Annotated in this window: 23 protein-coding genes; 4 read left to right on the top strand and 19 right to left on the bottom strand. The window is 61.3% G+C overall.

Annotated features, from left to right (window positions below; all coding sequences use genetic code 11):
* Positions 1 to 67: 67 nt before the first annotated feature.
* From QLG10_RS08855 to QLG10_RS08865, 3 genes are all read right to left on the bottom strand, one after another.
* Positions 68 to 790 (bottom strand): amidotransferase, encoded by a 723-nt coding sequence (locus QLG10_RS08855; RefSeq protein ID WP_282486907.1) that lies wholly within the window; start codon positions 788 to 790, stop codon positions 68 to 70.
* Positions 791 to 884: 94 nt separating this feature from the next.
* Entirely contained in the window at positions 885 to 3,029 is a 2,145-nt protein-coding gene (locus tag QLG10_RS08860; protein ID WP_282486909.1) for a 3-hydroxyacyl-CoA dehydrogenase NAD-binding domain-containing protein, read from the bottom strand.
* Positions 3,030 to 3,053: 24 nt separating this feature from the next.
* Positions 3,054 to 4,259 (bottom strand): acetyl-CoA C-acetyltransferase, encoded by a 1,206-nt coding sequence (locus QLG10_RS08865; protein WP_110749583.1) that lies wholly within the window; start codon positions 4,257 to 4,259, stop codon positions 3,054 to 3,056.
* 607 nt (positions 4,260 to 4,866) lie between these two features.
* On the opposite strand from QLG10_RS08865, the gene QLG10_RS08870 reads away from it, so the two are divergent.
* Positions 4,867 to 5,688 (top strand): cytochrome c, encoded by an 822-nt coding sequence (locus tag QLG10_RS08870; protein ID WP_110749586.1) that lies wholly within the window; start codon positions 4,867 to 4,869, stop codon positions 5,686 to 5,688.
* Between the two features lie 132 nt (positions 5,689 to 5,820).
* Here QLG10_RS08870 and QLG10_RS08875 read toward each other — a convergent pair whose 3' ends face one another.
* From QLG10_RS08875 to QLG10_RS08905, 7 genes are all read right to left on the bottom strand, one after another.
* On the bottom strand, positions 5,821 to 6,630 hold the full coding sequence (locus tag QLG10_RS08875) for a transglutaminase family protein (protein ID WP_110749588.1): 810 nt from the start codon (positions 6,628 to 6,630) through the stop codon (positions 5,821 to 5,823).
* Positions 6,627 to 7,577 (bottom strand): alpha-E domain-containing protein, encoded by a 951-nt coding sequence (locus QLG10_RS08880; protein ID WP_020796116.1) that lies wholly within the window; start codon positions 7,575 to 7,577, stop codon positions 6,627 to 6,629. Before QLG10_RS08880 ends, QLG10_RS08875 begins: the two co-directional genes overlap by 4 nt.
* A 12-nt stretch (positions 7,578 to 7,589) precedes the next feature.
* Positions 7,590 to 8,999, bottom strand: coding sequence for a circularly permuted type 2 ATP-grasp protein (locus QLG10_RS08885; protein ID WP_110749589.1), 1,410 nt, complete (start codon positions 8,997 to 8,999; stop codon positions 7,590 to 7,592).
* 301 nt (positions 9,000 to 9,300) lie between these two features.
* Entirely contained in the window at positions 9,301 to 9,645 is a 345-nt protein-coding gene (locus QLG10_RS08890) for a ribonuclease E inhibitor RraB (RefSeq protein WP_020796118.1), read from the bottom strand.
* A 195-nt stretch (positions 9,646 to 9,840) separates the two neighbouring features.
* The gene (locus QLG10_RS08895; RefSeq protein WP_110749591.1) at positions 9,841 to 10,074 is read right to left on the bottom strand and encodes a hypothetical protein; all 234 of its coding nucleotides are present in this window, start codon (positions 10,072 to 10,074) and stop codon (positions 9,841 to 9,843) included.
* An 85-nt stretch (positions 10,075 to 10,159) separates the two neighbouring features.
* Complete coding sequence (locus QLG10_RS08900) at positions 10,160 to 10,351, bottom strand: PLDc N-terminal domain-containing protein (protein WP_020796120.1); 192 nt, start codon at positions 10,349 to 10,351, stop codon at positions 10,160 to 10,162.
* Between the two features lie 82 nt (positions 10,352 to 10,433).
* Positions 10,434 to 10,964: a hypothetical protein gene (locus tag QLG10_RS08905; RefSeq protein ID WP_282486916.1), complete on the bottom strand. Its 531-nt coding sequence runs from the start codon at positions 10,962 to 10,964 to the stop codon at positions 10,434 to 10,436.
* Positions 10,965 to 11,142: 178 nt separating this feature from the next.
* On the opposite strand from QLG10_RS08905, the gene QLG10_RS08910 reads away from it, so the two are divergent.
* Positions 11,143 to 12,624: a methyl-accepting chemotaxis protein gene (locus tag QLG10_RS08910; RefSeq protein WP_282486918.1), complete on the top strand. Its 1,482-nt coding sequence runs from the start codon at positions 11,143 to 11,145 to the stop codon at positions 12,622 to 12,624.
* A 113-nt stretch (positions 12,625 to 12,737) separates the two neighbouring features.
* Positions 12,738 to 13,103 carry an Mpo1-like protein gene (locus QLG10_RS08915; RefSeq protein WP_020796123.1) on the top strand — a complete coding sequence of 122 codons (366 nt, stop codon included), beginning with the start codon at positions 12,738 to 12,740 and terminating at the stop codon, positions 13,101 to 13,103.
* Here the strand turns inward: QLG10_RS08915 and QLG10_RS08920 are convergent, their stop codons facing one another.
* From QLG10_RS08920 to QLG10_RS08930, 3 genes are all read right to left on the bottom strand, one after another.
* Complete coding sequence (locus tag QLG10_RS08920; protein WP_188263793.1) at positions 13,104 to 13,901, bottom strand: thioesterase family protein; 798 nt, start codon at positions 13,899 to 13,901, stop codon at positions 13,104 to 13,106. It lies immediately after the preceding gene.
* Positions 13,902 to 14,101: 200 nt separating this feature from the next.
* Positions 14,102 to 14,860, bottom strand: a complete 759-nt coding sequence (locus tag QLG10_RS08925; protein WP_110749599.1) for a CHAD domain-containing protein — start codon at positions 14,858 to 14,860, stop codon at positions 14,102 to 14,104.
* A gap of 79 nt (positions 14,861 to 14,939) precedes the next feature.
* Entirely contained in the window at positions 14,940 to 15,218 is a 279-nt protein-coding gene (locus QLG10_RS08930) for a hypothetical protein (protein ID WP_020796126.1), read from the bottom strand.
* A 218-nt stretch (positions 15,219 to 15,436) separates the two neighbouring features.
* On the opposite strand from QLG10_RS08930, the gene QLG10_RS08935 reads away from it, so the two are divergent.
* Complete coding sequence (locus tag QLG10_RS08935) at positions 15,437 to 16,477, top strand: patatin-like phospholipase family protein (protein WP_110749601.1); 1,041 nt, start codon at positions 15,437 to 15,439, stop codon at positions 16,475 to 16,477.
* 123 nt (positions 16,478 to 16,600) lie between these two features.
* Here the strand turns inward: QLG10_RS08935 and QLG10_RS08940 are convergent, their stop codons facing one another.
* The 6 genes from QLG10_RS08940 to kdpF all read right to left on the bottom strand — a co-directional run bounded on the left by QLG10_RS08940 (position 16,601) and on the right by kdpF (position 24,684).
* Positions 16,601 to 17,299: a response regulator gene (locus QLG10_RS08940; protein ID WP_110749603.1), complete on the bottom strand. Its 699-nt coding sequence runs from the start codon at positions 17,297 to 17,299 to the stop codon at positions 16,601 to 16,603.
* 48 nt (positions 17,300 to 17,347) lie between these two features.
* A complete protein-coding gene (locus QLG10_RS08945) occupies positions 17,348 to 19,999 on the bottom strand; it encodes a sensor histidine kinase KdpD (protein ID WP_282486961.1) in 2,652 nt (883 codons plus the stop codon).
* Between the two features lie 130 nt (positions 20,000 to 20,129).
* Complete coding sequence (gene kdpC, locus QLG10_RS08950; RefSeq protein WP_110749798.1) at positions 20,130 to 20,675, bottom strand: potassium-transporting ATPase subunit KdpC; 546 nt, start codon at positions 20,673 to 20,675, stop codon at positions 20,130 to 20,132.
* 148 nt (positions 20,676 to 20,823) lie between these two features.
* Positions 20,824 to 22,881 (bottom strand): potassium-transporting ATPase subunit KdpB, encoded by a 2,058-nt coding sequence (gene kdpB / locus QLG10_RS08955; RefSeq protein ID WP_110749607.1) that lies wholly within the window; start codon positions 22,879 to 22,881, stop codon positions 20,824 to 20,826.
* Between the two features lie 10 nt (positions 22,882 to 22,891).
* On the bottom strand, positions 22,892 to 24,586 hold the full coding sequence (gene kdpA, locus QLG10_RS08960; protein ID WP_110749609.1) for a potassium-transporting ATPase subunit KdpA: 1,695 nt from the start codon (positions 24,584 to 24,586) through the stop codon (positions 22,892 to 22,894).
* Between the two features lie 8 nt (positions 24,587 to 24,594).
* Positions 24,595 to 24,684 (bottom strand): K(+)-transporting ATPase subunit F, encoded by a 90-nt coding sequence (gene kdpF / locus QLG10_RS08965; protein ID WP_007899818.1) that lies wholly within the window; start codon positions 24,682 to 24,684, stop codon positions 24,595 to 24,597.
* Between the last annotated feature and the right edge of the window lie 205 nt (positions 24,685 to 24,889).

A 24,889-nucleotide genomic window follows, 5' to 3' on the forward strand; every position in this document is an offset into this window, starting at 1 on the left:
CCACATCGGATCTTCGATGCTGCACAGTTCCGTGTGGGAGCGAGCCTGCTCGCGAAGGTTTTAGCCGTTAAAGGGCTTCGGGTTTGTGCGCCACAAACCGCATCATCCACTCGGCGACCGTGGTGCCGTGGTGTTCACTTTCCAGGCTCGCGATTCCTTTGGAATACACCTGCTCCCCCAGCGCCTGCTGGCGAATTTCCAGCAAGGCCCGGGAATAGTCGTGGATGAATTCCGGATGTCCCTGGAAGCACAGCACCTGGTCGTTGATGTGGTAGGCGGCAAATGGGCAGAAATCGCTGGAGGCGATCACCGTAGCGTTTTCCGGTAGCGAGGTGACCTGATCCTGGTGGCTGATCAACAGGGTCAGCTCTTCCCTCACCGGGTTCATCCAGGGAGCCTTGGCAGCGAGTTTGTATTTATGGGTGCCAACGCCCCAGCCTTGCGTTGCACGTTCGCTTTTGCCGCCCAGCAACAGCGCCAGCAACTGATGGCCGAAGCACACGCCCAACAGTTTGTCGCCACGCTCATAGCGGGTCAGCAAGTACTCCTTGAGGGTCTGGATCCACGGATCGGTGCCAAAGGAGTCAGCCTTGCTGCCGGTAACCAGGTAGGCGTCGAAGGTCAGGTCATCGCTGGGATATTCACCCTGTACCACGTTATAGATCGTGAATTCAGCGGCGATGGGTTGCTGCGAAAACAGGTGTTTGAACATCTGCCCGTAGCCCTGATATTGGTCGACCAATTCCGGACGCAGGTTGTCGGTTTCCAAAATGCAGATGCGTAACGACATAAAAAATACCTGACACGTGATGGGAATAATGCACAGCCCAGAGCCTGCCTTGAAACACCGTGACAAGGCAAGCCCCGCAGTGTGTCACCGATCCCTAAAACGCCTCGCCCTTGGCGGCTTTTTCCAGCAGCAGGGCCGGTGGTGCGAAGCGCTCGCCGTATTGCCCGGCCAGGTACTGGGCGCGAGCGACGAAGTCCTTGACCCCGTACTGATTGATGAACTGCAGTGCACCGCCGGTCCAGGCAGCGAAGCCGATACCGAAGATCGAACCGACGTTGGCATCCGCCGTCGACGTCAACACGCCCTCCTCCACACAGCGCACGGTTTCGATGGCTTGCACAAACAGCAGGCGATCGCGCACATCCTTGGGCGAAATCTGCCCATCAGCCTTTTCAAAGCGGGTTTTCAGTTCCGGCCATAATTGTTTTTGCCCGCCCGCCGGGTATTCATAGAACCCACCCCCGGCGGCCTTGCCTGCACGCTTGTACTCGCTGAGCAGCAAGTCGATCACGGCGTACGCCGGGTGTTCGACCAGCACCTTGCCCTCTGCCTGCAGGTCCTTGGCGGTTTGCTGTCGGATATGGCTCATGAGGCTGAGGGAAACTTCGTCGGAGATCGCCAGAGGTCCGACTGGCATGCCGGCCTTGCGCGCCTCGGTCTCGATCATCGCCGCGCAGACGCCTTCACCCAGCATGGCAATGCCTTCATTGGTAAATGTGCCGAACACCCGAGAAGTGAAGAAACCCCGACTGTCGTTGACGACGATCGGGGTTTTCCTGATTTGCAGCACGAAATCGAACCCACGGGCCAGGGTTTCGTCGCTGGTGCTGGCGCCCTTGATAATTTCCACCAACGGCATTTTTTCCACGGGGCTGAAGAAATGCAGGCCAATGAATTTGCTCGGGTCGGGCACCGCCGTGGCCAGGCCGCTGATCGGCAGGGTCGAGGTGTTGGAGGCGATCACTGCATCGGCGCCCACTACTTTTTGCGCGGCCGATGAGACCCTGGCCTTCAATTCGCGGTCCTCGAATACGGCCTCGATGATCAGATCGCAGCCTGCCAGATCGGCGTCATTGTCCGTGGTATGGATGCGCGCCAGCACGGCTTCACGTTGCTCGACGCTGATTTGCCGGCGCGCCACTTTCTTGTCCAGCAACGCCGCTGAATGCGCCTTGCCCTTCTCGGCCGCCGCCAGGTTGACGTCCTTGAGCACCACGTCGACACCGGCGGACGCGCTGACAAAAGCGATACCCGCCCCCATCATCCCGGCGCCGAGCACGCCAACTTTTTTCGTCACATAAGGTGCGAAACCTTCAGGACGCGAACCACCGGCATTGATCTGGTTGAGCTGGAACCAGAAGGTGCCGATCAGGTTTTTCGCGACCTGGCCGGTGACCAGCTCCGTGAAGTAACGGGTTTCAATCAGCTGCGCCGTGTCGAAATCCACCTGGGCACCCTCCACCGCCGCACACAGGATTTTCTCCGGCGCGGGCAACGTACCCTGGGTTTTACTGCGCAGGATCGACGGTGCAATCGCCAGCATCTGGGCGACTGTCGGGTTCGACGGCGTGCCACCCGGAATTTGATATCCCTTCACGTCCCAGCGCTGGACAGCCGTTGGATTGGCCTTGATCCAAGTGCGCGCCTTGCTCAGCAGCGCCTCGCGATCGCTCGCCAGGTCATCGATCAAACCCGCTTGCAAGGCCTTCTGCGGGGCTAATTTCTTGCCTTCGAGCAGATACGGCAGGGCTTTTTCAATGCCCAGCATTCGCACCATGCGCACCACTCCCCCACCACCCGGCAGCAAACCGAGGGTCACTTCCGGCAGGCCGAGTTGCAGGGAGGGATCGTCCAGCGCTATGCGGTGATGGCAAGCCAGGCAGATTTCCCAGCCGCCACCCAACGCCGCGCCGTTGATTGCGGCGACCACGGGTTTACCAAGGGTTTCCAGGGTGCGCAGTTGGCTCTTGAGGCTCAGCACCCTGTTGTAAAAGGCCGTGGCCTGGGGCCTGTCGACCTTGATCAGTTCATTGAGATCGCCGCCAGCAAAGAAGGTTTTCTTGGCCGAGGTGATGATCACGCCCGCGATGCTGTCTTTTTCGGCCTGCAGGCGGGCGACACAGTCGGCCATGGCCTCGCGGTACAGCGCATTCATGGTGTTGGCGCTCTGGCCCGGCAGGTCGATGGTCAGGACGACGATCCGGTCCTGGCCTTTTTCGTAGCGAATGGCTTGGCTCATATACAGGTTCCTTGCAATCGGGGCTCAGAGGCGTTCGATGATGGTGGCAATGCCCATGCCGCCGCCGACACACAAGGTCGCCAGGCCATAGCGCAGGCTCCGACTTTCCAGTTCATCGAGCAGCGTGCCGAGAATGGCGCAGCCTGTGGCGCCCAACGGGTGGCCCATGGCAATCGAACCACCATTGACATTGACTTTTTCCGGGTCGACGGCCATGTCCCTGATGAACTTCAACACCACCGAGGCAAACGCCTCGTTGACCTCGAACAGATCAATGTCGTCGACCCGCAACCCGGCCTTGGCCAACGCCTTGCGGGTGGCCGGCGCAGGACCGGTGAGCATCAGGGTCGGATCGGTGCTGGTGACTGCGGTGGCGACGATCCGCGCCCGTGGCTGCAAGCCCAGGACCCGGCCCATGGCTTCGGAGCCGATCAACATCAACGCCGCGCCATCGACGATCCCGGAACTGTTGCCGGGGGTGTGTACATGATCGATCCGCTCCACCTGGCTGAAAACCCGCAGCGCAGTGGCGTCGAACCCCATTTGCCCGATCATTTCGAAACTCGGCTTGAGTTTGCCAAGGCCTTCCAGGGTCGATTCGGCGCGGATGAACTCGTCATGATCGAGCAGGATGATGCCGTTCTGGTCCTGCACCGGCACCAATGAGTTTTTGAAAGCCCCGTCAGCCCTCGCCCTTGCGGCTTTTTGTTGCGAGTGCAAGGCGTAGGCATCGACGTCCTGCCGGCTGAAACCTTCAAGCGTGGCGATCAGGTCGGCGCTCACGCCCTGTGGAATGAAATGGCCGTGCAGGTTGGTTTGCGGGTCCAGCGCCCACGCCCCGCCGTCGCTGCCCATGGGGACGCGTGACATGGACTCGACGCCGCCGACCACCACCAGGTCTTCGAAACCGGAACGGACTTTCATCGCCCCCAGGTTCACTGCCTCCAGCCCAGAGGCGCAGAAACGATTGATCTGCACGCCCGCCACGCTGACGTCCCAATCCGCCACCTGGACCGCGGTCTTGGCGATGTCGGAGCCCTGGTCACCGATGGGCGTCACGCATCCGAGCACCACGTCGTCGACCTGGCTGGTATCAAGGTCGGTTCGCCGTTGCAGCGCCGTGAGCAAGCCGGCCACCAGGCTCACCGGCTTGACACTGTGCAAGGCGCCACTGGGCTTGCCTTTGCCACGGGGCGTACGTAACGCGTCGAAAATCAAAGCTTGGGTCATGGCGTCCTCGAACCTGATGGGGCTGCGATATTTTGATCTACCAGAGAGCCTCCACCTTATTCCGAGCTGCCGGCCATTCAATGACCGCAACGCTCACCAACGTTGACCCCCACGCTCAGACGGACGGTCATCCCGCCACCGGCGATGGGGTTCAGCACACGCAGGTGTCTAGCAAAAGGCCGCCCAAGAAGCTGGCAATAGGCCTCATGCCGTTTTAATAGCATTCGGTGAGAACACCATACTAAATGGATCTAAACCAAGTGTGACGCGGGCTCTAAGGTGAAGGTGTACGAAGTTGTCGTCGGGTTTTGCCGAGGCGCTCGTGCTACAGGAAGTGCAACGTTTGCCGTCATGGAGATGGGCAGGCAGGCATCAGGAAATAACAAAAAAAAAGGCGGTCAGCCATGTTCAAACAATCTAAAGTTCGTCAAGCCGGACTCATTCTTTTCGCCACCACTCTATTGTTGATTTTGCCAAACCTGACCAAGGTGATCGGTTAGTCGATCTTGAAAAGACGGCGGCAGGTCTTTAATCGCCATGTAAAAATGTGACTGGCTCGCTTCCCGGGCCAGCCTGGCTGTGCCAACCTTTGCGGCACTTGCACGACATGGATGGCGATCATTTGAAAACGCTTATTGTGTTCGGGGCCTTGCTACTCAGCACGCCTCTTCATGCCGCACAGCTGAACCTGGAGCTGGGCGCGAACAGTCGCACGTGGCAAACCGAGGAGTTGCTCAAGCATCCTCAGGTCCAGACCATCAATATCAGCAATGACGTGTCCTACAAGCGTGACATGACCTATCGCGCCGTGCCGCTCGCTGCGCTAATGACCGACATCCAGCCTGATGATCACCTGCAAGCCGTGGCGCTGGACGGCTTCGCGGCCGAGTTGTCAGCGGCGCCGCTGCTCAATACCCAAGGCGCGCGTGCCTGGTTGGCGATCGAAGATCCGGCCCAGCCGTGGCCGCCGCTGGCAGAAGGCAAACACAGCGCCGGGCCGTTTTACCTGGTCTGGACCGATCCGCGGGCAGGCAACATCAGCCCGGAACAATGGCCGTTCGAAGTCGCCAGCATCAAGCGCATGGCACCGGTGGCCGCGCGCTTCCCTGCCCTGCTGCCTGATCCTGCGTTGAAGGCCGACGATCCGGTGAACAAGGGCTTTGCGCTGTTTCAGAAAAACTGCCTGGCGTGCCATCGACTCAACGGTGCCGGGGATTCGCAGTTCGGCCCGGACCTGAATATCCCGTACAACCCGACCGAGTACTTCGGCGCGGATTTCCTCCAGCGCTATATCCGCGACCCGCAGAGTTTGCGCCAGTGGCCGCAGGCGAAAATGCCGGGGTTCTCGGCCGAGGTGCTGCCGGATGGGGATCTGCAGATGTTGGTGGGGTATTTGCAGCACATGGCCGGGCGCAAGGTTAAACCCTGAGTTTGTGGTGTCTGGGCCGGCCTCTTCGCGAGCAAGCCCGCTCCCACATTCGATCTTCTGCGAACACAGAATTTGTGACCAACAAAGATCAAATGTGGGAGCGGGCTTGCTCGCGAAGCGGTATCCCCGATTTTACTGTTGCTGCACGGAGATCACCGGCGCAGGCGTCGGCGATACGAACACCTTGGCATGCATCTGCTCACACCCACCACCGCGGCGCATGCCACGTACCGGGCAGGCGTCCAGGTAATCGAGCCCCACCGCCAGTTTCAAATGGCGTTCAGGACGGGCCAGTTCATTGGTCACATCGAAGCTGTACCAGGCGTCATCGAGCCACGCTTCGGCCCAGGCATGGCTGGCCAGGTGTTCGCTGTTTTCGCTGTACAGGTAACCCGACACATAGCGCGCCGGCACGCCCAGGCTGCGGGCGCAGGCGAGGAACGCGTGGGTATGGTCCTGGCACACGCCCGAACGCCCGGCGAAAGCCTGCGCGGCGCTGGTGTCCACTTCGGTGGCGCCCGGCGTGTAGGTCATGTGCTGGTTCAAGCCATGCATCAAGTCGATCAGCGCCGTTCGGTCGCGGCGCTGCTTGCAAGCCTTGTCGGCGAACGCGCGTAGCGCCTGGTCGGCCTCGGTCAGCCGGGTGAAACGCAGGAACGGCAATGCCGACTGGCTCTCGTGCTCGGCTTCGCGCAACTCGTCGATGTCAACCTGGCCACGGGCACCGATGATGATGGCCGCGTGAGGTTCGTCCATGGTCAGTACGTGCAGGATGTTGCCGAAGGGGTCCAGTTGCGCTCGCACCGGCCGCGGCAGATCGAGCTGCCAGCTGAGCACGTGTTGGCGCTCGCTGTCGTGAGGCGTCAGCCGCAGGTACTGGATGCTCGCCCGCACCTGATCCTCGTAGTGATAGGTGGTCTCGTGGCTTATGGAAAGTCTCATGCAGCCTCCAGGTAGGAACTGTGAATGGCATTACCCAACTGGCGCACCAGCGGGATGAACTCGGTCAGCCAGGCATGCAGGCCTTCGTCGAGGATTTCGTTGATGCCGGTGTAGCGCAATCGTGCGTCCATCTCCGCAGCCAGGCGCTGTGCCGGGCGGCCATTGGCCCCCGGCAGTTGCGCCAGGATCAGATCGATTTCTTCGGTGCAGGCGCGCAAGGAGCGTGGAACATCGGCCCGCAGCAGCAGCAACTCGGCCACATGCCGGGCGCCGGGGGCGTCACGGTAGATCTCGGTGTACGCCTCGAAAGACGACAGGGCCCGCAACAGCGCACTCCACTGGTAATAGGCGTGGGCCGTGCCGTCGCTGACCGCTTCGGCCTGATCACCGGCCATTTCATAGCGCGCATCGAGCAGGCGCAGTGTATTGTCGGCCCTTTCGATGAACGTCCCCAGGCGGATGAAACGGAACGCGTCGTTGCGCATGATGGTGCCGTAGGACGCACCACGGAACAGATGGGAACGTTCCTTGATCCACTCGCAGAAACGGCTCATGCCGTAGCGGCCCAGGCCCTGTTCGGCGATGCCGCGAATCTCCAGCCAAGTGGCGTTGATGTTTTCCCACATGTCGGCGGTGATGCGGCCACGTACCGCATGGGCACTGGCCCGTGCGGCGCCGAGGCAACTGTAGATGCTGGCCGGGTTGGCCGCGTCCAGGGCAAAGAAATGCAACAACCTTTCGGCATGCAGCTCGCCGTGGCGTTCGAGATAATCATCCAGCGTGCCGGTAATCAGCAACGGCATGGCCAATTCGTGCAGGCCGTTACCACGGCCATCCTGGGGCATCAGCGACAGCGAATAACTGATGTCGAGCATCCGCGCGAGGTTTTCCGCCCGCTCCAGGTAACGCGACATCCAATACAAATCCGAGGCAGTTCTACTTAACATGTCAGGCTTCCTTCAATCCTCAACCACCCAGGTGTCCTTGGTTCCGCCGCCCTGGGAGGAATTCACCACCAGGGAGCCTTCGCGCAGGGCGACACGGGTCAAGCCGCCGGGCACGACCCGGGTTTCGCGGCCAGACAGTACAAACGGACGCAGGTCGATATGGCGTGGCGCGATGCCACTTTCGACAAAGGTCGGACAGGTCGACAGCGACAGCGTCGGCTGTGCGATGTAGGCATGGGGCTTGGCGATGATGCGTGCGCGGAAGGCTTCGATTTCCGCGGTGCTTGCCGCGGGCCCCACCAGCATTCCGTAGCCGCCGGAGCCTTGGGTTTCCTTGACCACGAGCTCCGCAAGATTGGCCAGGACGTGGGACAGTTCAGAAGGATTGCGACACTGCCACGTGGGCACGTTTTTCAGGATCGGCTCTTCGTCCAGGTAGAAACGGATCATGTCGGTGACGAATGGATACACCGATTTGTCGTCCGCCACCCCGGTTCCGATGGCGTTCGCCAACACGACATTGCCCGAACGATAGGACGACAGCAGGCCGGGCACGCCCAGCATCGAGTCGGGATTGAACGCCAGCGGGTCGAGGAACGCATCGTCGAGACGGCGGTAAATCACATCGACGGCTTTCGGCCCGTCGGTGGTGCGCATGAACACCTTGTCGTCACGCACGAACAGGTCCGCGCCCTCCACCAGTTCCACGCCCATTTCCCGCGCCAGGAACGCATGCTCGAAGAAAGCGCTGTTGAAGCGCCCCGGCGTCAGCACCACGACACTCGGGTTTTCGATCGGGCTTGAGCTTTTCAGGGTGTCGAGCAACAGGTTCGGGTAATGGTCGATCGGGGCAATGCGCTGGGCCGCAAACAGCTCGGGGAACAGGCGCATCATCATCTTGCGGTCTTCGAGCATGTAGCTGACGCCGCTCGGTGTACGAAGATTGTCTTCGAGCACGTAGTACGTGCCGTCGCCGTCGCGCACCAGGTCGACGCCGGAAATGTGCGAATAGATATCCCGATGCAGGTCCAGGCCTTGCATCGCCAACTGGTACTGCTCGTTGGCCAGCACCTGCTCGGCCGGAATGATCCCGGCCTTGATGATGCGCTGCTCGTGGTAAAGGTCGGCGAGAAACATGTTCAACGCCTTGACCCGCTGGATACAGCCGCGCTCGACCACACGCCATTCGCTGGCGGGGATACTGCGCGGGATGGTGTCGAAGGGAATCAGGCGCTCTGTGCCCTGCTCATCACCGTAGAGCGTGAAGGTAATCCCGGCGCGATGAAACAGCAGATCGGCCTCGCGTCGCCGTTGTGCCAGAAGCTCGTCAGGCGTCTCGGCCAGCCAACGGGCAAACTCCCGATAATGCGGGCGGACCTGGCCGCCGGCGTCGTACATTTCATCAAAATAGGTGCGGATCATGCCGTACTCCTTGTCACCCGGACATACAGGCCTTCGCAAGGCCCGTGCCATCGGCAGAAACGCTTTGATTTCAATCGGTTGGATAATCACTACGCGAGCGCCGCACCAATCCTGTGCGGCAAATGCCCCCACCTGACGGCCCCCGCTTCATTGCAAGGCGTTGTCGTCGCCCATCACCAGCATAGACCGTAGGCGCCGGCTTGCCGGCGATCGGGTCGGCCTTGTTTGATTGCCATCGGCAAAAACGAAAACGGCCAACCCGAAGGTTAGCCGTCATTGCTGGTTGTAACTGTTCATAGGTTTATGCGAGTCGCCCTCGTACCTCCTGTTTCACACCCCAGCCTTCGATGATGCCGCCCAGAGGCTCGACCACTGCCTCGAAACCCTGTTCGAAATCGCCAATGTCGTCGTAGGTCGCATACATGACCTTGCACAATTCCAACGCCCAGGCGCCATCGTCGCGCACACTGATTTGCGCATCCAGGGATTCACCACGGTGGAAATGACCTGCCGCCCTGCGTGCCCGCTCCTCGTCCGGGAAAATGGCGTAGAACTCGATGGGATGGAACCGGGAAAAGTCAAAACCGCCTTCTTTCATGCGGCGCAGTACACTGCTGCTGATGTCTTCTTGATAGGCTGTGCTCATGAAACGTCCTCCTCAAACTGATGGATAGACTTTCCGTACTCCCTTGTGCGAACCCAAGGGTGCGCGCGACGGGAAACAAGCATGGAGCTGACAAGACCAGACCTTAGCGATCCATTCGCTGATCTCGCTTGCAGAGTAGCCCCAAGATAGAGCCGCTGCCAAGGCCTGGTTCTGTAGTCGATAACGAGAAGAGGTTCAGACGGGGGTGATGCTGCGAATTTCAATACTGTTCTGGGCTTTCAGGCTTTTGACGCCTGCATCAGGGGTCCGGCCCTCATAGTCGTTCAAATCCAGTTCGGCGGCCACGGGAAGCAATCGTTCCTTGATGAGTTTGGCGGCCTTTTCGTGACTCGGGCACTCATCGCACTCGAAGACTTCGTCGATTATTTCACCATGATCATCCACGAAAGTGACTTTCCACCTTTGCATCGGTGCCTCCTCGATAAAACCCATGGATGGGCTTACACCTATCTCGACCTCGGGCGCCGGGCAATGTTCCGGCGAGTGTTTCGCTTCAGATGCGCACATTTCCTCGTGGGCCCGCAATGGCCCAGATGATCAGGCCCAGAACCGGCAGCAACAGGATCAACAGCACCCAGAAGATTTTCATTCCGGTCTCGGCGCCACTTTTCAGCACGTTGATGATTGCCCAGATGTCCAAGGCAAGAATGATCAAGCCAACCAGGCTATTGAACGTGGAACCCATGATGACGCTCCTGAAGAGTGATATGCCCTCTTAGGATAGCCCGCCGTGAACAGGGTTCCCTTTTTTTGACAGCTTTACCGGTTCAGACGTGGATCGCCACTTTCAAGGCTTCCAGCGATGGCGCAGCGGCGATGCCGACTTGCGCGCACAGTTCGAGCACCCGAGGCACGGCATTGCCATAGACCAGCACCACTTGCAGTTCATCGTCCAGCAGTTGGCTGAAGTTCATCAGCGTGTAGCCACCGTTTTCCTTGTTCAGGCTGCTCATCTGCACCTGGATGCGATTCAGTGCGGTCAGGGCTTCGGTCCTGGCCAACTGCTTGGGCTTGAGATTGAACTCAACCCCGGGGCCGAACGAGGCGACGATCTGGGCAAACAGGTCCACATAGGTGTCGGCCTGAAACAACACGGTTTCGGGCAGGCTGCCAACCACGACCCACTCACCCAGCGGGATCGGGAAGCTGTCGTCGTAGTTGATGTCCGGGTTGGCGTTCAGGAAAGCCGCCGGATCAGCGTAAGCCTGGGCCGCTTCATCAGCGACTTTCTCGATTTCGTCATCGGCCATGCACCCGGAGCTGATGTTGCTGATGAGTTCGATGAGGGCGGCTTTCATGGGGGCGGATCCTGTAGCTGGTAAATTTTCAGGGCGCGCAGGATAGCGCATTACGCCCTGCGATGGCGTCTTGCAAGCAAGCCTCGCAATCTTGACCTGCATCAAGCGTTCAGCCCAACAATAGCGGCACAATAATGGCACCTTGCCAAAACTGTTTCCGCTATCAGAGAAGACCTCCATGGGTGCCTGGCTTAGCAACATCTCACTGAAGTACAAATTCTGGGCGGTGAACGCCGTCGCTTTCGTCACCACGCTACTGCTGGTGTTTTATGCCGTGCAACTCGAACAACAAGCCCGCAGCCATGCCGCCCAGGAATCGGCCCAGGCCCAGGCGCGATTGCTCGAAGCCTGGCCTGCCGGGCAGCCGTTGCCCAGGGCCGGGAACCTGCTGACCTTCGATCACGGCCAGGCACCGCGGTTGGACGGACAGCCGCTGCAGGCACTGGCCGATGCCACCGGCTGGGTCGAGTTCGACGCGCTGCCGTATTTCGGTGGCAACCCGCCGATCGGCGCCGAAGTCTTCACCCGCACTGACGGCCAGCGGGTCGCCTTGATTGCCCATGGTCCAAGCCTGGGCCAGGTGTTCAGCGAGCGTGTTGTCAATTATGCGCTGGCGGTGTTTATCCTGATGCTGGCGATGCTCGGTGCCTCACAGTTGTTGATTCGCTTTTTGCTCAGTCAACTCAATACCCTGAAAGACGTGATGCTCCACGTTGAAAAAACTGGCGACTTGTCGGCCCGTGTCCCGCTGACCTGCAGCGACGAAGTCGGGCAGATGGCCAACGCTTTCAACGCCATGCAGGCCGGTTACCAAGGCGTGGTCAGTACCGTCGCCAGCACCGTCCGACAACTGGACGAAGGCGCCGCACGCCTGGCATCGAACATGAATGAAGTGCGTCATGGCATGCTTGGCCAGCAGAGCGAAACCGATCAGGCGGCAACGGCCATCAATGAAATGACCGCCACCGTCTATCACATCGCCCAGCACGCCGGTGCCACCCGAGACCTTTCGCAATCTGCCGACACCTTGGCCGGCAGCGGGCAGGAAGTGGTCATGCGGGTACAGCGATCGATTGCCGGACTGTCTACCGGGGTGCAGCAGACCGCCGAGATGATCCAGCGCCTCGCCGAGGACAGCCAGAAGATCAACGGTGTGGTCAACGTAATTCACAGCATTGCCGAGCAGACCAATCTGCTGGCGCTGAACGCGGCAATCGAAGCGGCCCGGGCCGGCGAAATGGGCCGTGGGTTTGCGGTGGTCGCCGATGAAGTACGCAACCTGGCCAAGCGCGTCCAAACCTCCACCGATGAAATCACCGTGATGGTGTCCGCCTTGCAATCAGGTACTCGCGATGCGGTGGACTTCATGCAGGAGAGTTCATTCAAGGCCGATGAATGCGTACAGCAAGCCCAGGAGGCTGGGGCCGCGTTGGCGCAGATTACCGGGGCAGTGGCGCAGATGCGCGAAAGCAACACCCAGATCGCCGTGGCGGCCGAGCAACAAAGCCAGGTGGCCGAAGAGATGAACCGGGCGGTAGTGAGCATCCGCGATGTGACCGAAAATACCGTGCGCCAGACCGTCAGCTCGGCTACCACCAGTGATGAACTGGCGGTGTTGGCCGGGGAGTTGAGCACGGCGATAGGGCAGCTCAAGCTATAACATCGAGGGTGAACATGACCCCTATCGCTTCGATAGCCAAGCTTGATTCGCCGCCTGCATTTACCGGGCCTATCCTTGATTCATGAGTTCAACAAGGATCGAGGATAAGCATCATGGGTAAACGTCACCCCAACCTTCCCGCCTGGCAATGGCGTGCGTACCCGAACAATCACCAGCACCCGACCAACCTGGTGTTGCACCTGATTGCCGTGCCACTGTTCATTGTCGCCTTCCTGCTGATCGCCTGCGGGGTATTCGGCCTGAACCTGGCGAATTTCGCCATCGGCGTCATCGGTGTAATTGCCGCCTTGGGATTGCAACGTCATGGCCATACCCTGGAGGCGCAAGCCTCCGAGCCATTCAGCGATCGCAAAGATGCGGTTTCACGCTTGTTGGTCGAGCAGTTCCTGACCTTCCCGCGATACGTCCTCAGCGGCGGCTGGTGGCGCGCCTGGCGCGAACGCCACCGTCGACATTGATCAGCCGAACACCGTCACCGTCTGCCGGCTCATGGCAATCAACCGCCCCTCCACGTCCCACAGCTTCGCCGCGGCATGGCCGTAGCCGTCGGCGGCATGCTCGGTTTCAACCAGGTATTTGCACCAGTCCAGGGTGCTTAGCGCCAGCAATGGCTGGACGAATTCGATGGTCCAGGTCAGCGTGCTGCCCATCGCCGGCTTCTTCAGAAACGGCATCAGGGCTGGTGGCCAGGCATCCACCAGCGCCAGGATGTGCGCTTCGGTGACAGGTTCCTCCTTCACATCACCACGCAAGCGCACCCAGCCGCCCATTTGACGCGATGTATTGCCGGTGAATGGCAACCCGCCAACACTCCAGCGCATTGCCAGGTGCTGCATGAATTGCGGGAGCACGCCCTCGATGAAAGGCAATTCCTGACAGTCGTCCCAGTGCTTCATCTCGGGTGCCGGCAACGCTTGCACCGCCACTTCCGATGGACGCGAGGCGCCGAAGCTGCCCTGCACCAGGGTGACTACCTGGCCGCCCTGCATTGCGCGGCCCAGCACTTGGCTGACCGCCTTGCCCTCGCGCAATACATCGACTTCAAAACTGACCGGCACGTCGGGCTCGACCGGGCCGACAAAGGTGACTGCCAGTGAGCGCACCGGTCGGTCCGCTGGCACCTTGGCGCGCATGGCTTCGTACTGCAAGGCAGCCACCAGGCCACCGAAACTGGCACGGCCTTGCGCCCATCCAGTCGGGATCGACAGTTCCAGTGGTTGACGGCGAACAGCGTCGAGCAAATCGCAAAAGCGCATGAAGACCTCAAGGCAGGAAACGGATGAAGGAATCTTAACCAGCTCACTGGGGCTGTACAGTGCCTATTCCGGTCAAATTGACTGACAGATAAGCCGCCTGCGCCTGTGTAGGAGCTGCCGCAGGCTGCGATCTTTTGATTTTAAAAACAAAGATCAAAAGATCGCAGCCTGCGGCAGCTCCTACAGGGGTCGTGGTGGTTTCAGGGTTTGAAACAGGCCTTGCTGAGTTTTTCCAGCACCCGGTCCGCGCGCTGTTCGGCCTTGGCCATGGTGGCTTGCCAAGCGGCGACACAAGGCTGCAAATCCGCCTCCTGCTCGGCCATCGCCAGCCATTGCACACAGTCGTGCCAGTCCCCCAAGGCCCCTTGGGCAGATTTCAGCCGGGGCATGGCGGCCTTGGGCAGGCGATCCAGTTCGGGGTAAGCGTCGATGGCATAACGCACGCGCTTGATCAGCAAGCGCAAACGATGGCGGTCATGGGCCGGATCGTGCAAGGCGGTGTCGAGTTTCTTCCACTGTTTGCCCAGGCGTTTTTCGATGCGCTTGTCCAGCCCCTTGAGCAAACCCTGGCGCTGGGCGGCGCGCAGGAATCGCGGAAAGGCATCGAGGATCAGCAGCAGCTGCTTAAACTGCGAACTGGTCGCCACCGCAGGATAAGCCTTGGCCATTTGCACCATGCGCCGCTGCGCGGCTTGCACTTGATCGTGATCGAGCAAGTAGGCCGCCAACACCTCGCGATCACGCAATGGCGTGGTCAAGTCGCCAACTTCGGACGCCGCCGCTTCCAGCTGCTCGACTCCGGGCAGCCCCCGCAACGGCCGCAGCAGGCTGCGCAACCGGCGCACCGTGGTACGCAACTCGTGCAATGCCTCAGAATCGGTGTGGGCACTCAAGCGTGCCTGACAGGCCAATAGACGAATTTCCAAGCCCAAGACCCGGGCCACCAACCTATCGATCATGGGCATTTACTCCGTAGACAGCTGCAAGCTGCAAGCTGAGAGCGTAGCTTGCAGCTTATAACCTATAGCTGCTTTTCGCCTATCGCCCTGCGCGCGACTCACGAATATAGAAACGCGCCTTTTCGGCCTTCTTCGCGCATCCCTCGAAGCCTTCGAATTGTTGCTGGGTCTTGGCTGCGGTCAGCAGCGATAAAGCCTTGGAGTAGCTAACGGTTCCGGCGAAACCTTCGGCCTTTGCCAGGTCCAGCTCACGCCAGGCGGCATCGAGCTGGCTGCCGCAGCTGTCGCGATAAGCAGTTTTGCCGGCACAACCGGCCAGTGCCAGGGCAATCAGTGGCACACAGATCCAGGCTTTCATTTCTTACACCTCTAAAATAGGTAAACAGTCATGCAGGTAGGACGGTCCGGCGGACAAAAAGTGCCGTCCGTCGGCAACGTTAACCCAACGGGGCGAGAATACCCATCCACCGCCATGGAGTGTCGAAAAAACGACCCATTCACGCGGCCGAACGACCTGTCGATTGAAGCGCGCCCCTCGTTGGGTGCATTGTTGAACGATTCTAACGAGGGCGATCAATGAAAAAGCGTGTCGCACTGGTATTGGGCTCGGGCGGAGCCCGGGGCTATGCCCATATCGGCGTCATCCAGGAAATTGAACGGCGAGGCTACGATATCGCCTGTATCGCCGGTTGTTCCATGGGCGCGGTGGTCGGTGGGATCTACGCCGCCGGCAAACTGGATGATTATCGCGACTGGATCGAGAGCCTGGATTACCTCGACGTACTGCGCCTGGTGGACGTCAGTTTTCGCCTCGGGGCCATCCGTGGGGAAAAGGTCTTCGGGCAAATCCGCAAGATCGTTGGCGAAATCAATATCGAAGACCTGCGCATCCCCTATACCGCGGTGGCCACCGACCTGACCAACCAGCAGGAAATCTGGTTCCAGGAGGGCTGCCTGCACCAGGCCATGCGTGCCTCGGCGGCGATTCCCAGTCTGTTTACCCCGGTGATGCAGGGCAACCGCATGCTGGTCGATGGCGGCATCCTCAACCCCTTGCCGATCGTGCCGGTGGTGTCGAGCCATTGCGATCTGATCATCGCGGTCAACCTCAACTCCACCAACCAGCGTCACTACCAGTTACCGGTGATCCAGCGCCCAGCTGCCTTCAAGACCCGCTTCGACAGCCTGATCAATTCCCTGGGCTCGAAGTTGCCGTTCCGGCGCAAGCAGGCCGAACAATTGCTGCTGCTGGAGAAGGAGGCGTTGATGGCCGAAGCGGCAGAGATCAACCCCTGGGTCGAGTCGGCCGAACCTGAAGCCCAGCAACCGGCGGCCGCGCCTGAACGGGACGGTGCGCCGAAGTCCGCCACCGGGTCGTTCATCATCGACAACGTGGGGCCGGCGTCCCTGCTGGATTTGATCAACCAGAGTTTCGAGGTCATGCAGACCTCCTTGGCGCAATACAAGATTGCCGGGTATCCGCCGGACATCCTGATCAACGTGCCGAAGCGGGTGTGCCGGTTTTTCGAGTTCTACAAGGCGCCGGAGTTGATCGCGCTGGGACGCGAGATTGCGCGCGATACGCTGGATCGCTATGAGAGTGAGCGAGATTCCTGAAATTTTCGAGTGAATGTGAGGGCCTCATCGCCAGCAAGCCGGCTCCTACAGGTTTTGTGTTCGACGCAGATCCCTGTAGGAGCCCGCTTGCTGGCGATGAGGCCGAACAATTCAACACAAAAATCAGAAGCCACCCTCGTTCAACAACCGATACCCCACCCCCGCCTCAGTCACGATGAACCGCGGTTGCATCGGGTCGTCCGCCAGTTTCTGGCGCAGGTGCCCCACCACGATCCGCAAGTAATGCGTGTCTTCAGTGTGGGTCGGCCCCCAGATGTCCTTGAGCAGTTGTTGCTGGGTGATGACTCGTCCGGGATGCCGTGCCAGTTGCGCCAGCACTGCATATTCCTTGCGGGTCAGCGCGACTTCGCTGCCATCGAGCAATACCCGCCGATAGGCCAGGTCCACCGTCAGCGGACCGAAGGCCAGTGCCGCTTGCTGGGCCTCGCCCACCGGCGCCTGGCGCAATAGCGCTCGAATTCGCGCCAGGAATTCCTGGATGCCAAAGGGCTTGGTCACGTAGTCATTGGCACCGCCATCCAGCGCCTCGACTTTCTGCCCTTCACCGGCACGCACCGAGAGCACCAGCACCGGCACCGTCGACCACTCGCGAAACTCACGCAGTACCTGCTGGCCGTCCATGTCCGGCAGGCCGAGGTCGAGCACCAGCAAGTCCGGTTTGTTCAACGCCGCTTGCGCCAGGCCTTCGGTGCCGGTACCGGCCTCCAGCACTTTGTAGCCCTGTGAAGCGAGGCTGATGCGCAGGAATTTGCGGATTTGCGGTTCGTCGTCGATGACCAGGATGGTCGCGGTCTGGCTCATGAATTCACATCAACACAAAGTAGTGGCAAGAGAGTAACGCAAGCACGATCAGGCTTCACTCTCAAAGCCCGGCTGCGCCTGCAAAGGCAAGTGCAAAGTGATGCAGGTGCCGCGCCCTTCAATACCGTCGGCCACGCTGATCCGCCCGCCATGGGCACCGACCATGCCCTGACAGATCGCCAACCCCAGCCCGGTACCCTGCCCGCCACGGTCGCCGCGGGCGGCGGTGTAGAACATGTCGAAAATCTTCTCCCGCTCCGCTTCCGGAATCCCCGGCCCTTCGTCGCTTACCGAGAAAAACAGCTCCGTGTCATCAGCCCCCGCGCGCACGTGCAGGCGCCCGTGGGATGGCGAGAAACGCGCAGCGTTTTCCATCACGTTGACCAGGGCCTGCTCGATCAGCGCGGCGTGGACGAACAACAGCGGCAGTTGCGCCGGCACTTCGGTGGTGACCTGCAACGGCGCCAATACCGCGCGCAGGCGATTGAGCGCACTGCCGACAATGTCTGCCGGCGACACCCAGTCCCGTGCCAGCTTCAATGCGCCGTGACCGAGGCGGGTCATGTCCAGCAGGTTTTGAATGTAGCGATCGAGGCGTTCGGCTTCGTCGCGGGTACCTTCCAGCAATTCACGGCGATCCTCCAGGGGAATGGCCTCACCGAGGGCCAGCAGGCTATCGATACTGCCGCGCATGGAGGTCAGCGGGGTACGCAAATCATGGGACACCGAGGCCAGCAAGGCACTGCGCAGTTGTTCGGTTTCGCCGTGCAGCCGCGCGGCTTCCAGATCATCGGCCAGTTGTGCTCGGGCCAGCGCCTGGGCCAACGGCTGGCTCAACGCGGTCAACAAACGTCGACGCTGGCCGCTCAAGGCCTGGCCTTCTTTGGCACACACACCGAGCAGCGCCAGCGGCCCATCCTCCACCGACAATGGCCACCACCACCAACGACCGAACGGCAAGGTCCCGGTGCCCGCGCCCGCCGGCTGATCGTGCTGCCACGCCCAATCGGCGGCGGCACGTTCGGCTTCGGTGAACGCCAGCGGGCCACCGATCTCGACTTTCCAGCCGCTCTGGCCGTCGCGATTGAGCAGGCACAATTGCAGGTCGCTCCAGCCGCTGAGGTGCTGGGCCGCCGCGTTGACCACCGCCTGACGATCGGTGGCGGCGGTGAGTTTGCGCGACAGATCGAGCAGTTCGCTGGTCTCTTCCTGGGTATCACGCAGGGCCTGCAATTGCCGACGCTGGCGTGCAGCAAGGTTGCCGGTGAGTGCCGCCATCAGCAGGAAAAACAGCAAGGTCAGCACGTCTTCTTCGCGCTGGATGCTGAAGGAAAAATTCGGCGGAATGAACAAAAAATCGTAGGTCAGGAACGACAACGCCGCACAGGCCAGGGCCGGGCCAAGACTGCTGCGCACCGCTACCAGCAACACCGCGGCGAGAAACACCAGCGAGATGTTCGGCAACGGCAGCACACTGGCAACTGCCCAGGCCAGGGCAGTGGCCAACAGCGTCGCCACCACGGCCAGGGCGTAGTCGAACCATACCGGCGCCTGCATCGAACGCTGGCGTGGTTGATGCTGTTGATGCTCGGTGTCGAGCACGTTGATTTCCAACCCACGGGCATTGCGCAGCAGTCGCGCCGCCAGGCCGCCACCGAAGAATCGACGACGCAGGCGCGGCCGCGACTGGCCGACCAGCACCAGGCTGGCGCGGCGTTCGGCGGCATGCTGGATCAGGGTCTTGGCGACCTCGCCGGCCCGCAGCAGCACCACTTCGCCGCCCAGGCGTTCGGCCAGTTGCTGGGCACTTTGCAGACGCAGGCGCGACTGCTCGTCACGCACGCTGCCATTATCCACATGCACCAGGCTCCACGGCAGATGCCGACGCTGGGCGACGCGGCTGGCGTGACGCACCAGGCGCTCGGCCTGGGCATCGCCATCGACGCCGACCAACAAGCGACCGCGCACCGTCGGCGCCGCTTGCCCCATCTGGCGATAGCCCTGGGTCAGGTCGTTATCGACCTGCGCCGCCGCGGTTTGCATGGCCAGCTCACGCAGCGCCGTGAGGTTGGTCTGGGAGAAGTACGCATCGATGGCGGCCCTCGCCTGCTCGGGCACGTAGACCTTGCCGTCGCGCAAACGCTCGAGCAATTCGCGCGGTGGCAAATCGATCAGCAGCAGTTCGTACGCTTCCTGCAATACCCAGTCGGGCAGGGTTTCGCGCACCTGCACGCCCGTGATGCCACGCACCTGGTCATTCAGGCTTTCCAGGTGCTGGACGTTGACCGTGGTGTACACGTCGATGCCCGCGGCGAGCAGCTCCTGGATGTCTTGCCAGCGTTTTTCGTGACGGCTTCCGGGGGCGTTGGTGTGGGCCAGTTCATCCACCAGCACCAGCCTGGGCTTGGCTGCGAGCAGACCGTCGAGGTCCATCTCCTCGAGCTCCACGCCACGGTACACCGAGCGCACCAATGGCATTTGCGGCAATCCGCTGAGCAACGCTTCGGTCTCGGAGCGGCCATGGGTCTCGACCACACCGGCAATGACTTTCACGCCTTGGCGCAATTGGGTGTGGGCCGCTTGCAGCATGGCGTAGGTCTTGCCGACGCCGGGCGCGGCGCCGAGGAATACCTTGAGCCGGCCACGGCCATCACGGGGCAGGTTTGCTAATAGCGCGTCGGCGCGGCCGGAGTCGCTCATGCTTTCAGTTCTCTTTATTCAGGTATTCATGTGGTGCCTGGGGGGCCGTCTTCACGAGCAGGCTCGCTCCCACATTTGGAATGCATTCTCCTGAGGGAGCGAGCCTGCTCGCGAATGGCGTCACTGCCGACTACAACTTTTCCAGTGCCAGGTTCAACTCAAGCACATTCACGACCGCAGGGCCTACCAATGGCTGTTCGGTGTGGGCGTCCAGCAGTTGCTGGAGCGTCGCAACCGGCAGGTTGCGCGCCGCCGCAACACGCGCCAGTTGATAGGCAATCGCGGCCGGTGGCAAGTGCGGATCGAGGCCGCTGCCAGAGGTGGTGACCAGCGCCAGCGGAACCGGCCCTTGCCCTGGCACCAGCAGCTTGTTGGCGTCGTCGATCACCCGAGTGGCCAGGGCCGGGTTGCTTGGCGACAGGTTGCTGGCGCTGCTCGATACGGTAGCAAAGGCACCAGCCGATGGCCGCGGGTGGAACCAGGCGTCGCCGACGAAATCCTGGGCAATCAGCGATGAGCCGCGAACCTTGCCGTCGGCATCGCGCACCAGGCTGCCATTGGCCTGGTCCGGGAAGGCGACCTGGGCCACGCCGGTGACCACCAGGGGATAGGCGACGCCTGTGATCAGGGTCATCAGGACCAACAGGCTCAGGGCCGGGCGTATCATTGTGGACATTTCAAACTCCTCGAATTCGGTGAACAAGTACCGCGTTCAGTCATGTGCAACGTGTCGTCTTTTTCGCGAGCAGGCTCGCTCCCACAAGGAAACGAGGTGCCTCTGTGGGAGCGAGCCTGCTCGCGAAGGCGGTACGCCTGACACACGGTCAAACCAGATGCAACGCCGTCAACAGCATGTCGATCGCCTTGATGCCCACGAACGGCACCACAATCCCCCCCAGGCCATAGATCAGCAGATTGCGTCGCAGCAACGCCGCCGCGCTCGCCGCCTGCACGCGCACACCGCGTAAAGCCAGAGGAATCAGCACCACGATGATCAGGGCGTTGAACACGATCGCCGAGAGAATCGCGCTCTGCGGGCTGTGCAGCTGCATGACGTTCAACACGCCCAGTTGCGGGTAGATCGCGGCAAACAGCGCCGGCAGGATGGCGAAATACTTGGCCACGTCGTTGGCAATGGAAAAGGTCGTCAGCGCGCCGCGGGTCACCAACAGTTCCTTGCCGATCTGCACCACGTCCAGCAGCTTGGTCGGGTCACTGTCGAGGTCAACCATGTTGGCCGCTTCACGTGCCGCCTGCGTGCCGTCATTCATCGCCATGCCGACGTCCGCCTGGGCCAGGGCCGGGGCGTCGTTGGCGCCGTCGCCGCACATGGCAACCAGGCGACCGTCGTTCTGCTCGTGCCGGATGCGCGCCAGTTTTTTCTCCGGCGTGGCTTCGGCCAGCACGTCGTCAACACCCGCTTCGGCGGCGATCGCGGCAGCGGTCAGCGGGTTGTCGCCGGTCACCATGACCGTGCGAATCCCCAGCTTGCGCAGCTCGGCGAAACGCTCGCGGATGCCCGGCTTGACCACGTCCTTGAGGTGGATCACACCGAGCAGTTTGCCGTTGGCGCAGACCAGCAACGGCGTGCCGCCACTTTGGGCAATCCTGTCGATTTCCCGGGACAACGGCGCGGCCAGATCGGCGCGCTTCAAGCCGACGAACGCCAGCAGGGAATCCACTGCGCCCTTGCGATACACGCGGCCCTGATAGTCGACACCTGACAGCCGGGTTTCGGCACTGAACGGTACAGCCGTCAGCAATTCGGCGGCCGGCTCCGGTTGCGGTTGCGTGCCACGCAGGTATTCGACGATGGATTTACCTTCCGCCGTGTCATCGGCCAGAGAGGCCAACAAGGCACCCTCGGCCAGTTCGCTGGCCGTCACGCCTGGAGCGGGAACAACGGCGGCGCAACGACGGTTACCGAAGGTGATGGTGCCAGTCTTGTCCAGCAGCAGGACGTGCACGTCCCCCGCCGCCTCCACCGCGCGACCGGACTTGGCGATCACGTTCAGGCGCACCAGGCGGTCCATGCCAGCGATACCGATGGCCGACAACAAACCGCCAATGGTGGTCGGGATCAGCGTGACCAATAACGCCACCAGGAACACCAGCGGCAGGCTGCCATTGGCAAAGTGGGCGAACGGTTGAAGAGTCACGACCACCAGCAGGAAGATCAGGGTCAGGCCGATCAACAGGATGTCCAACGCCACTTCGTTCGGGGTTTTCTGGCGCTTGGCGCCTTCGACCAGGGCGATCATGCGATCCAGTGTCGACTCACCGGGGTTGGCGGTGATCTTCACCAACAGCCAGTCAGACACCAGCCGGGTATTGCCGGTAACCGCCGAGCGGTCGCCGCCGGATTCACGAATCACCGGAGCGGATTCACCGGTGATGGCCGCTTCGTTGACGGCAGCGATCCCTTCAATCACCTCGCCGTCACCGGGGATCATCTCTCCTGCTTCGACGCGCACCACATCGCCTTTGCGCAAGCTGGCGGCCGGCACCACTTGAAAGCTGCCGTTGCTGGTTCTGCGCCGGGCGCTCAAGCCTTCGCTACCCGCCTTGAGGCTGTCGGCACGGGCCTTGCCACGACCTTCGGCCAGGGCCTCGGCGAAGTTGGCGAACAGCACGGTAAACCACAGCCACAGGGCAATCTGTGCGGCGACGAAGGTCGGCACCGCCGTGTCGGGAATGAAGCACAGCACGGTGGTCAGGATCGCCGTCAGTTCGACCACCAGCATCACCGGCGCACGCTGCAATTGTCGCGGATCGAGCTTGACGAAAGCTTGTACCAGCGCTGGGCGCCAGAGGGCCGAGATCGCGGTTTTTGCTTGTTCCGGGGCCTTGGCAGCGACCGGTTTGATTGCGGGCATATTCATCATCTGCTCCTTAGAAGCCCAGGCTTAAATGTTCAGCAATCGGGCCCAGCGCCAGCGTCGGCAGGAAGGTCAAGCCACCCACCAGCAAAATGGTCACGGTCAGCAAGGTCACGAACAGCGGGCCGTGGGTCGGGAAGCTGTTCTGGCCAGTCGGCGCGGTCTTCTTCATCGCCAGGCTGCCGGCCAGGGCCAGCACCGGCAGGATGTAGCCGAAGCGACCGATCAACATGCCCAGGCCCAGCATCAGGTTGTGGAACGCTGTGTTGGCGCCGAAGCCCCCGAACGCGGAGCCGTTGTTGGCACTGGCCGAGGTATAGGCGTAAAGCAACTGACTGAAACCATGGGCGCCGGGGTTGCTCACCGAGGCCACAGGCCCTGGCAGGCTGGCGGCAATCGCACCGAGCACCAGCACGCCGATCGGCATGACCAGCAAGGTCACCACCAATAGCTGCACCTCTCGGGCTTGCAGTTTCTTGCCGAGGTATTCCGGCGTCCGGCCGATCATCAGGCCGGCGAGGAACACCGCGATCAGCACGTTGAGCAACATGCCATAGAGCCCCGCGCCGACGCCGCCGAAGATCACTTCGCCGACCATCATGTTGACCAGCGCGACCATGCCGCTGAGCGGGTTGAGACTGTCATGCATGCCATTGACCGAACCGTTCGACGCCGCCGTGGTGGTCACCGACCACAGCACCGTGGCGGTGGTACCGAAACGCGCCTCCTTGCCCTCCAGCGGTGCGGTCTGTTCGACGGCGACGTTGGCCAGGGTCGGATTGGGTTGGTATTCAGCCCACAACGACGTCGCGCCACCGATCAGGAACAGCGCCAGCATGCAGGCGATGATCGCGCGGCTCTGACGCAGGTCTTTCACGTAATGGCCGAAGGTGAACACCAGCGCCACCGGGATCAGGATGATCGACGCGACTTCGAACAGGTTGCTCCAGGCCGTCGGGTTCTCGAACGGATGCGCCGAGTTGACGCCAAAGAAGCCACCGCCGTTAGTGCCCAGTTGCTTGATCGCAATCTGGCTGGCGGCCGGCCCCAGCGGGATCACTTGATCGATGCCCTGCACGGTCACGGCATTCACATATTGCGCGAAGGTTTGCGGCACGCCCTGCCAGACCAGGTATAGCGCCAGCAGCAGGCACAGCGGCAACAAGCCGTAGAGGGTGGCGCGAGTCATGTCGACCCAGAAGTTGCCCAGCGATGCAGTGGATTTGCGACCGATGCCGCGGCACAGCGCAACCAGGACTGCTAGACCGGTAGCGGCGCTGACGAAGTTCTGCACGGTGAGGCCGACCATCTGGCTCAGGTAGCTCAGGGTCGCTTCGCCGCTGTAGGACTGCCAGTTGGTATTGGTCATGAAGCTGACTGCGGTATTGAACGCTTGCGTCCATTCCTGGCCCGGCAGGTTTTGCGGGTTCAGCGGCAAGTGGTCCTGGAACAACAGGATCGCGAACAACAGTACAAAACCCGCCAGGTTGAAGGCGAGCAAGGCCAGGGTGTACTTCTGCCAGCTCTGCTCGGCCTGGGGATCGACGCCGGCCAGGCGATAACAACCGCGTTCGAGCGGGCCAAGGATCGGTGTCAGCCAGGTGCGCTGGCCTTCCATGACCTTGTAGTAGAAACGCCCGAGAAACGGCGCGGGGACCAGTACCAGGGCGAAAAATGCCAGGATCAGCCAATAGTCATAACTGTGCATAGCCGCTCCTAGTTGCGGTCCGCGCGCAACAGCGCAACCAACAGATAAATGAACAGTCCCACTGCCAGCAGCAGTGACACTCCGTCCAGAACGCTCATGGAAGTTCTCCGTGTTACGGCGTATTGCCGCGTGTGGAGGTATTGTCGGCAGGGAGGCTGTAAAGGAACGAGACCGAGGGGTGCGGCGGGGCATAAAGAAAGCGTAAAGAGTGGGTTTATGGCTCTGTTACAGCGCTGTCTTGGCGGGCCTCTTCGCGAGCAGGCTCGCTTGTATGGTAGGACTTGAAGGGAGGAGGAGGGACAA

The organism is Pseudomonas sp. V98_8, assembly GCF_029967975.1.
Lineage (GTDB): Bacteria > Pseudomonadota > Gammaproteobacteria > Pseudomonadales > Pseudomonadaceae > Aquipseudomonas > Aquipseudomonas umsongensis.

What these genes read in the sequence shown, in the direction of transcription:
- kdpF (WP_007899818.1), bottom strand. Translation starts at nt 24,684, where the DNA reads ATGAGCGTTCTGGACGGAGTGTCACTGCTGCTGGCAGTGGGACTGTTC.
- kdpB (WP_110749607.1), bottom strand. Translation starts at nt 22,881, where the DNA reads ATGAATATGCCCGCAATCAAACCGGTCGCTGCCAAGGCCCCGGAACAA.
- QLG10_RS08940 (WP_110749603.1), bottom strand. Translation starts at nt 17,299, where the DNA reads ATGAGCCAGACCGCGACCATCCTGGTCATCGACGACGAACCGCAAATC.
- QLG10_RS08920 (WP_188263793.1), bottom strand. Translation starts at nt 13,901, where the DNA reads ATGCGCTTTTGCGATTTGCTCGACGCTGTTCGCCGTCAACCACTGGAA.
- kdpC (WP_110749798.1), bottom strand. Translation starts at nt 20,675, where the DNA reads ATGTCCACAATGATACGCCCGGCCCTGAGCCTGTTGGTCCTGATGACC.
- QLG10_RS08925 (WP_110749599.1), bottom strand. Translation starts at nt 14,860, where the DNA reads ATGATCGATAGGTTGGTGGCCCGGGTCTTGGGCTTGGAAATTCGTCTA.
- QLG10_RS08890 (WP_020796118.1), bottom strand. Translation starts at nt 9,645, where the DNA reads ATGAGCACAGCCTATCAAGAAGACATCAGCAGCAGTGTACTGCGCCGC.
- QLG10_RS08905 (WP_282486916.1), bottom strand. Translation starts at nt 10,964, where the DNA reads ATGAAAGCCGCCCTCATCGAACTCATCAGCAACATCAGCTCCGGGTGC.
- kdpA (WP_110749609.1), bottom strand. Translation starts at nt 24,586, where the DNA reads ATGCACAGTTATGACTATTGGCTGATCCTGGCATTTTTCGCCCTGGTA.
- QLG10_RS08885 (WP_110749589.1), bottom strand. Translation starts at nt 8,999, where the DNA reads ATGATCCGCACCTATTTTGATGAAATGTACGACGCCGGCGGCCAGGTC.
- QLG10_RS08855 (WP_282486907.1), bottom strand. Translation starts at nt 790, where the DNA reads ATGTCGTTACGCATCTGCATTTTGGAAACCGACAACCTGCGTCCGGAA.
- QLG10_RS08945 (WP_282486961.1), bottom strand. Translation starts at nt 19,999, where the DNA reads ATGAGCGACTCCGGCCGCGCCGACGCGCTATTAGCAAACCTGCCCCGT.
- QLG10_RS08910 (WP_282486918.1), top strand. Translation starts at nt 11,143, where the DNA reads ATGGGTGCCTGGCTTAGCAACATCTCACTGAAGTACAAATTCTGGGCG.
- QLG10_RS08930 (WP_020796126.1), bottom strand. Translation starts at nt 15,218, where the DNA reads ATGAAAGCCTGGATCTGTGTGCCACTGATTGCCCTGGCACTGGCCGGT.
- QLG10_RS08865 (WP_110749583.1), bottom strand. Translation starts at nt 4,259, where the DNA reads ATGACCCAAGCTTTGATTTTCGACGCGTTACGTACGCCCCGTGGCAAA.
- QLG10_RS08900 (WP_020796120.1), bottom strand. Translation starts at nt 10,351, where the DNA reads ATGGGTTCCACGTTCAATAGCCTGGTTGGCTTGATCATTCTTGCCTTG.
- QLG10_RS08860 (WP_282486909.1), bottom strand. Translation starts at nt 3,029, where the DNA reads ATGAGCCAAGCCATTCGCTACGAAAAAGGCCAGGACCGGATCGTCGTC.
- QLG10_RS08875 (WP_110749588.1), bottom strand. Translation starts at nt 6,630, where the DNA reads ATGAGACTTTCCATAAGCCACGAGACCACCTATCACTACGAGGATCAG.
- QLG10_RS08935 (WP_110749601.1), top strand. Translation starts at nt 15,437, where the DNA reads ATGAAAAAGCGTGTCGCACTGGTATTGGGCTCGGGCGGAGCCCGGGGC.
- QLG10_RS08870 (WP_110749586.1), top strand. Translation starts at nt 4,867, where the DNA reads ATGGATGGCGATCATTTGAAAACGCTTATTGTGTTCGGGGCCTTGCTA.
- QLG10_RS08895 (WP_110749591.1), bottom strand. Translation starts at nt 10,074, where the DNA reads ATGCAAAGGTGGAAAGTCACTTTCGTGGATGATCATGGTGAAATAATC.
- QLG10_RS08880 (WP_020796116.1), bottom strand. Translation starts at nt 7,577, where the DNA reads ATGTTAAGTAGAACTGCCTCGGATTTGTATTGGATGTCGCGTTACCTG.
- QLG10_RS08915 (WP_020796123.1), top strand. Translation starts at nt 12,738, where the DNA reads ATGGGTAAACGTCACCCCAACCTTCCCGCCTGGCAATGGCGTGCGTAC.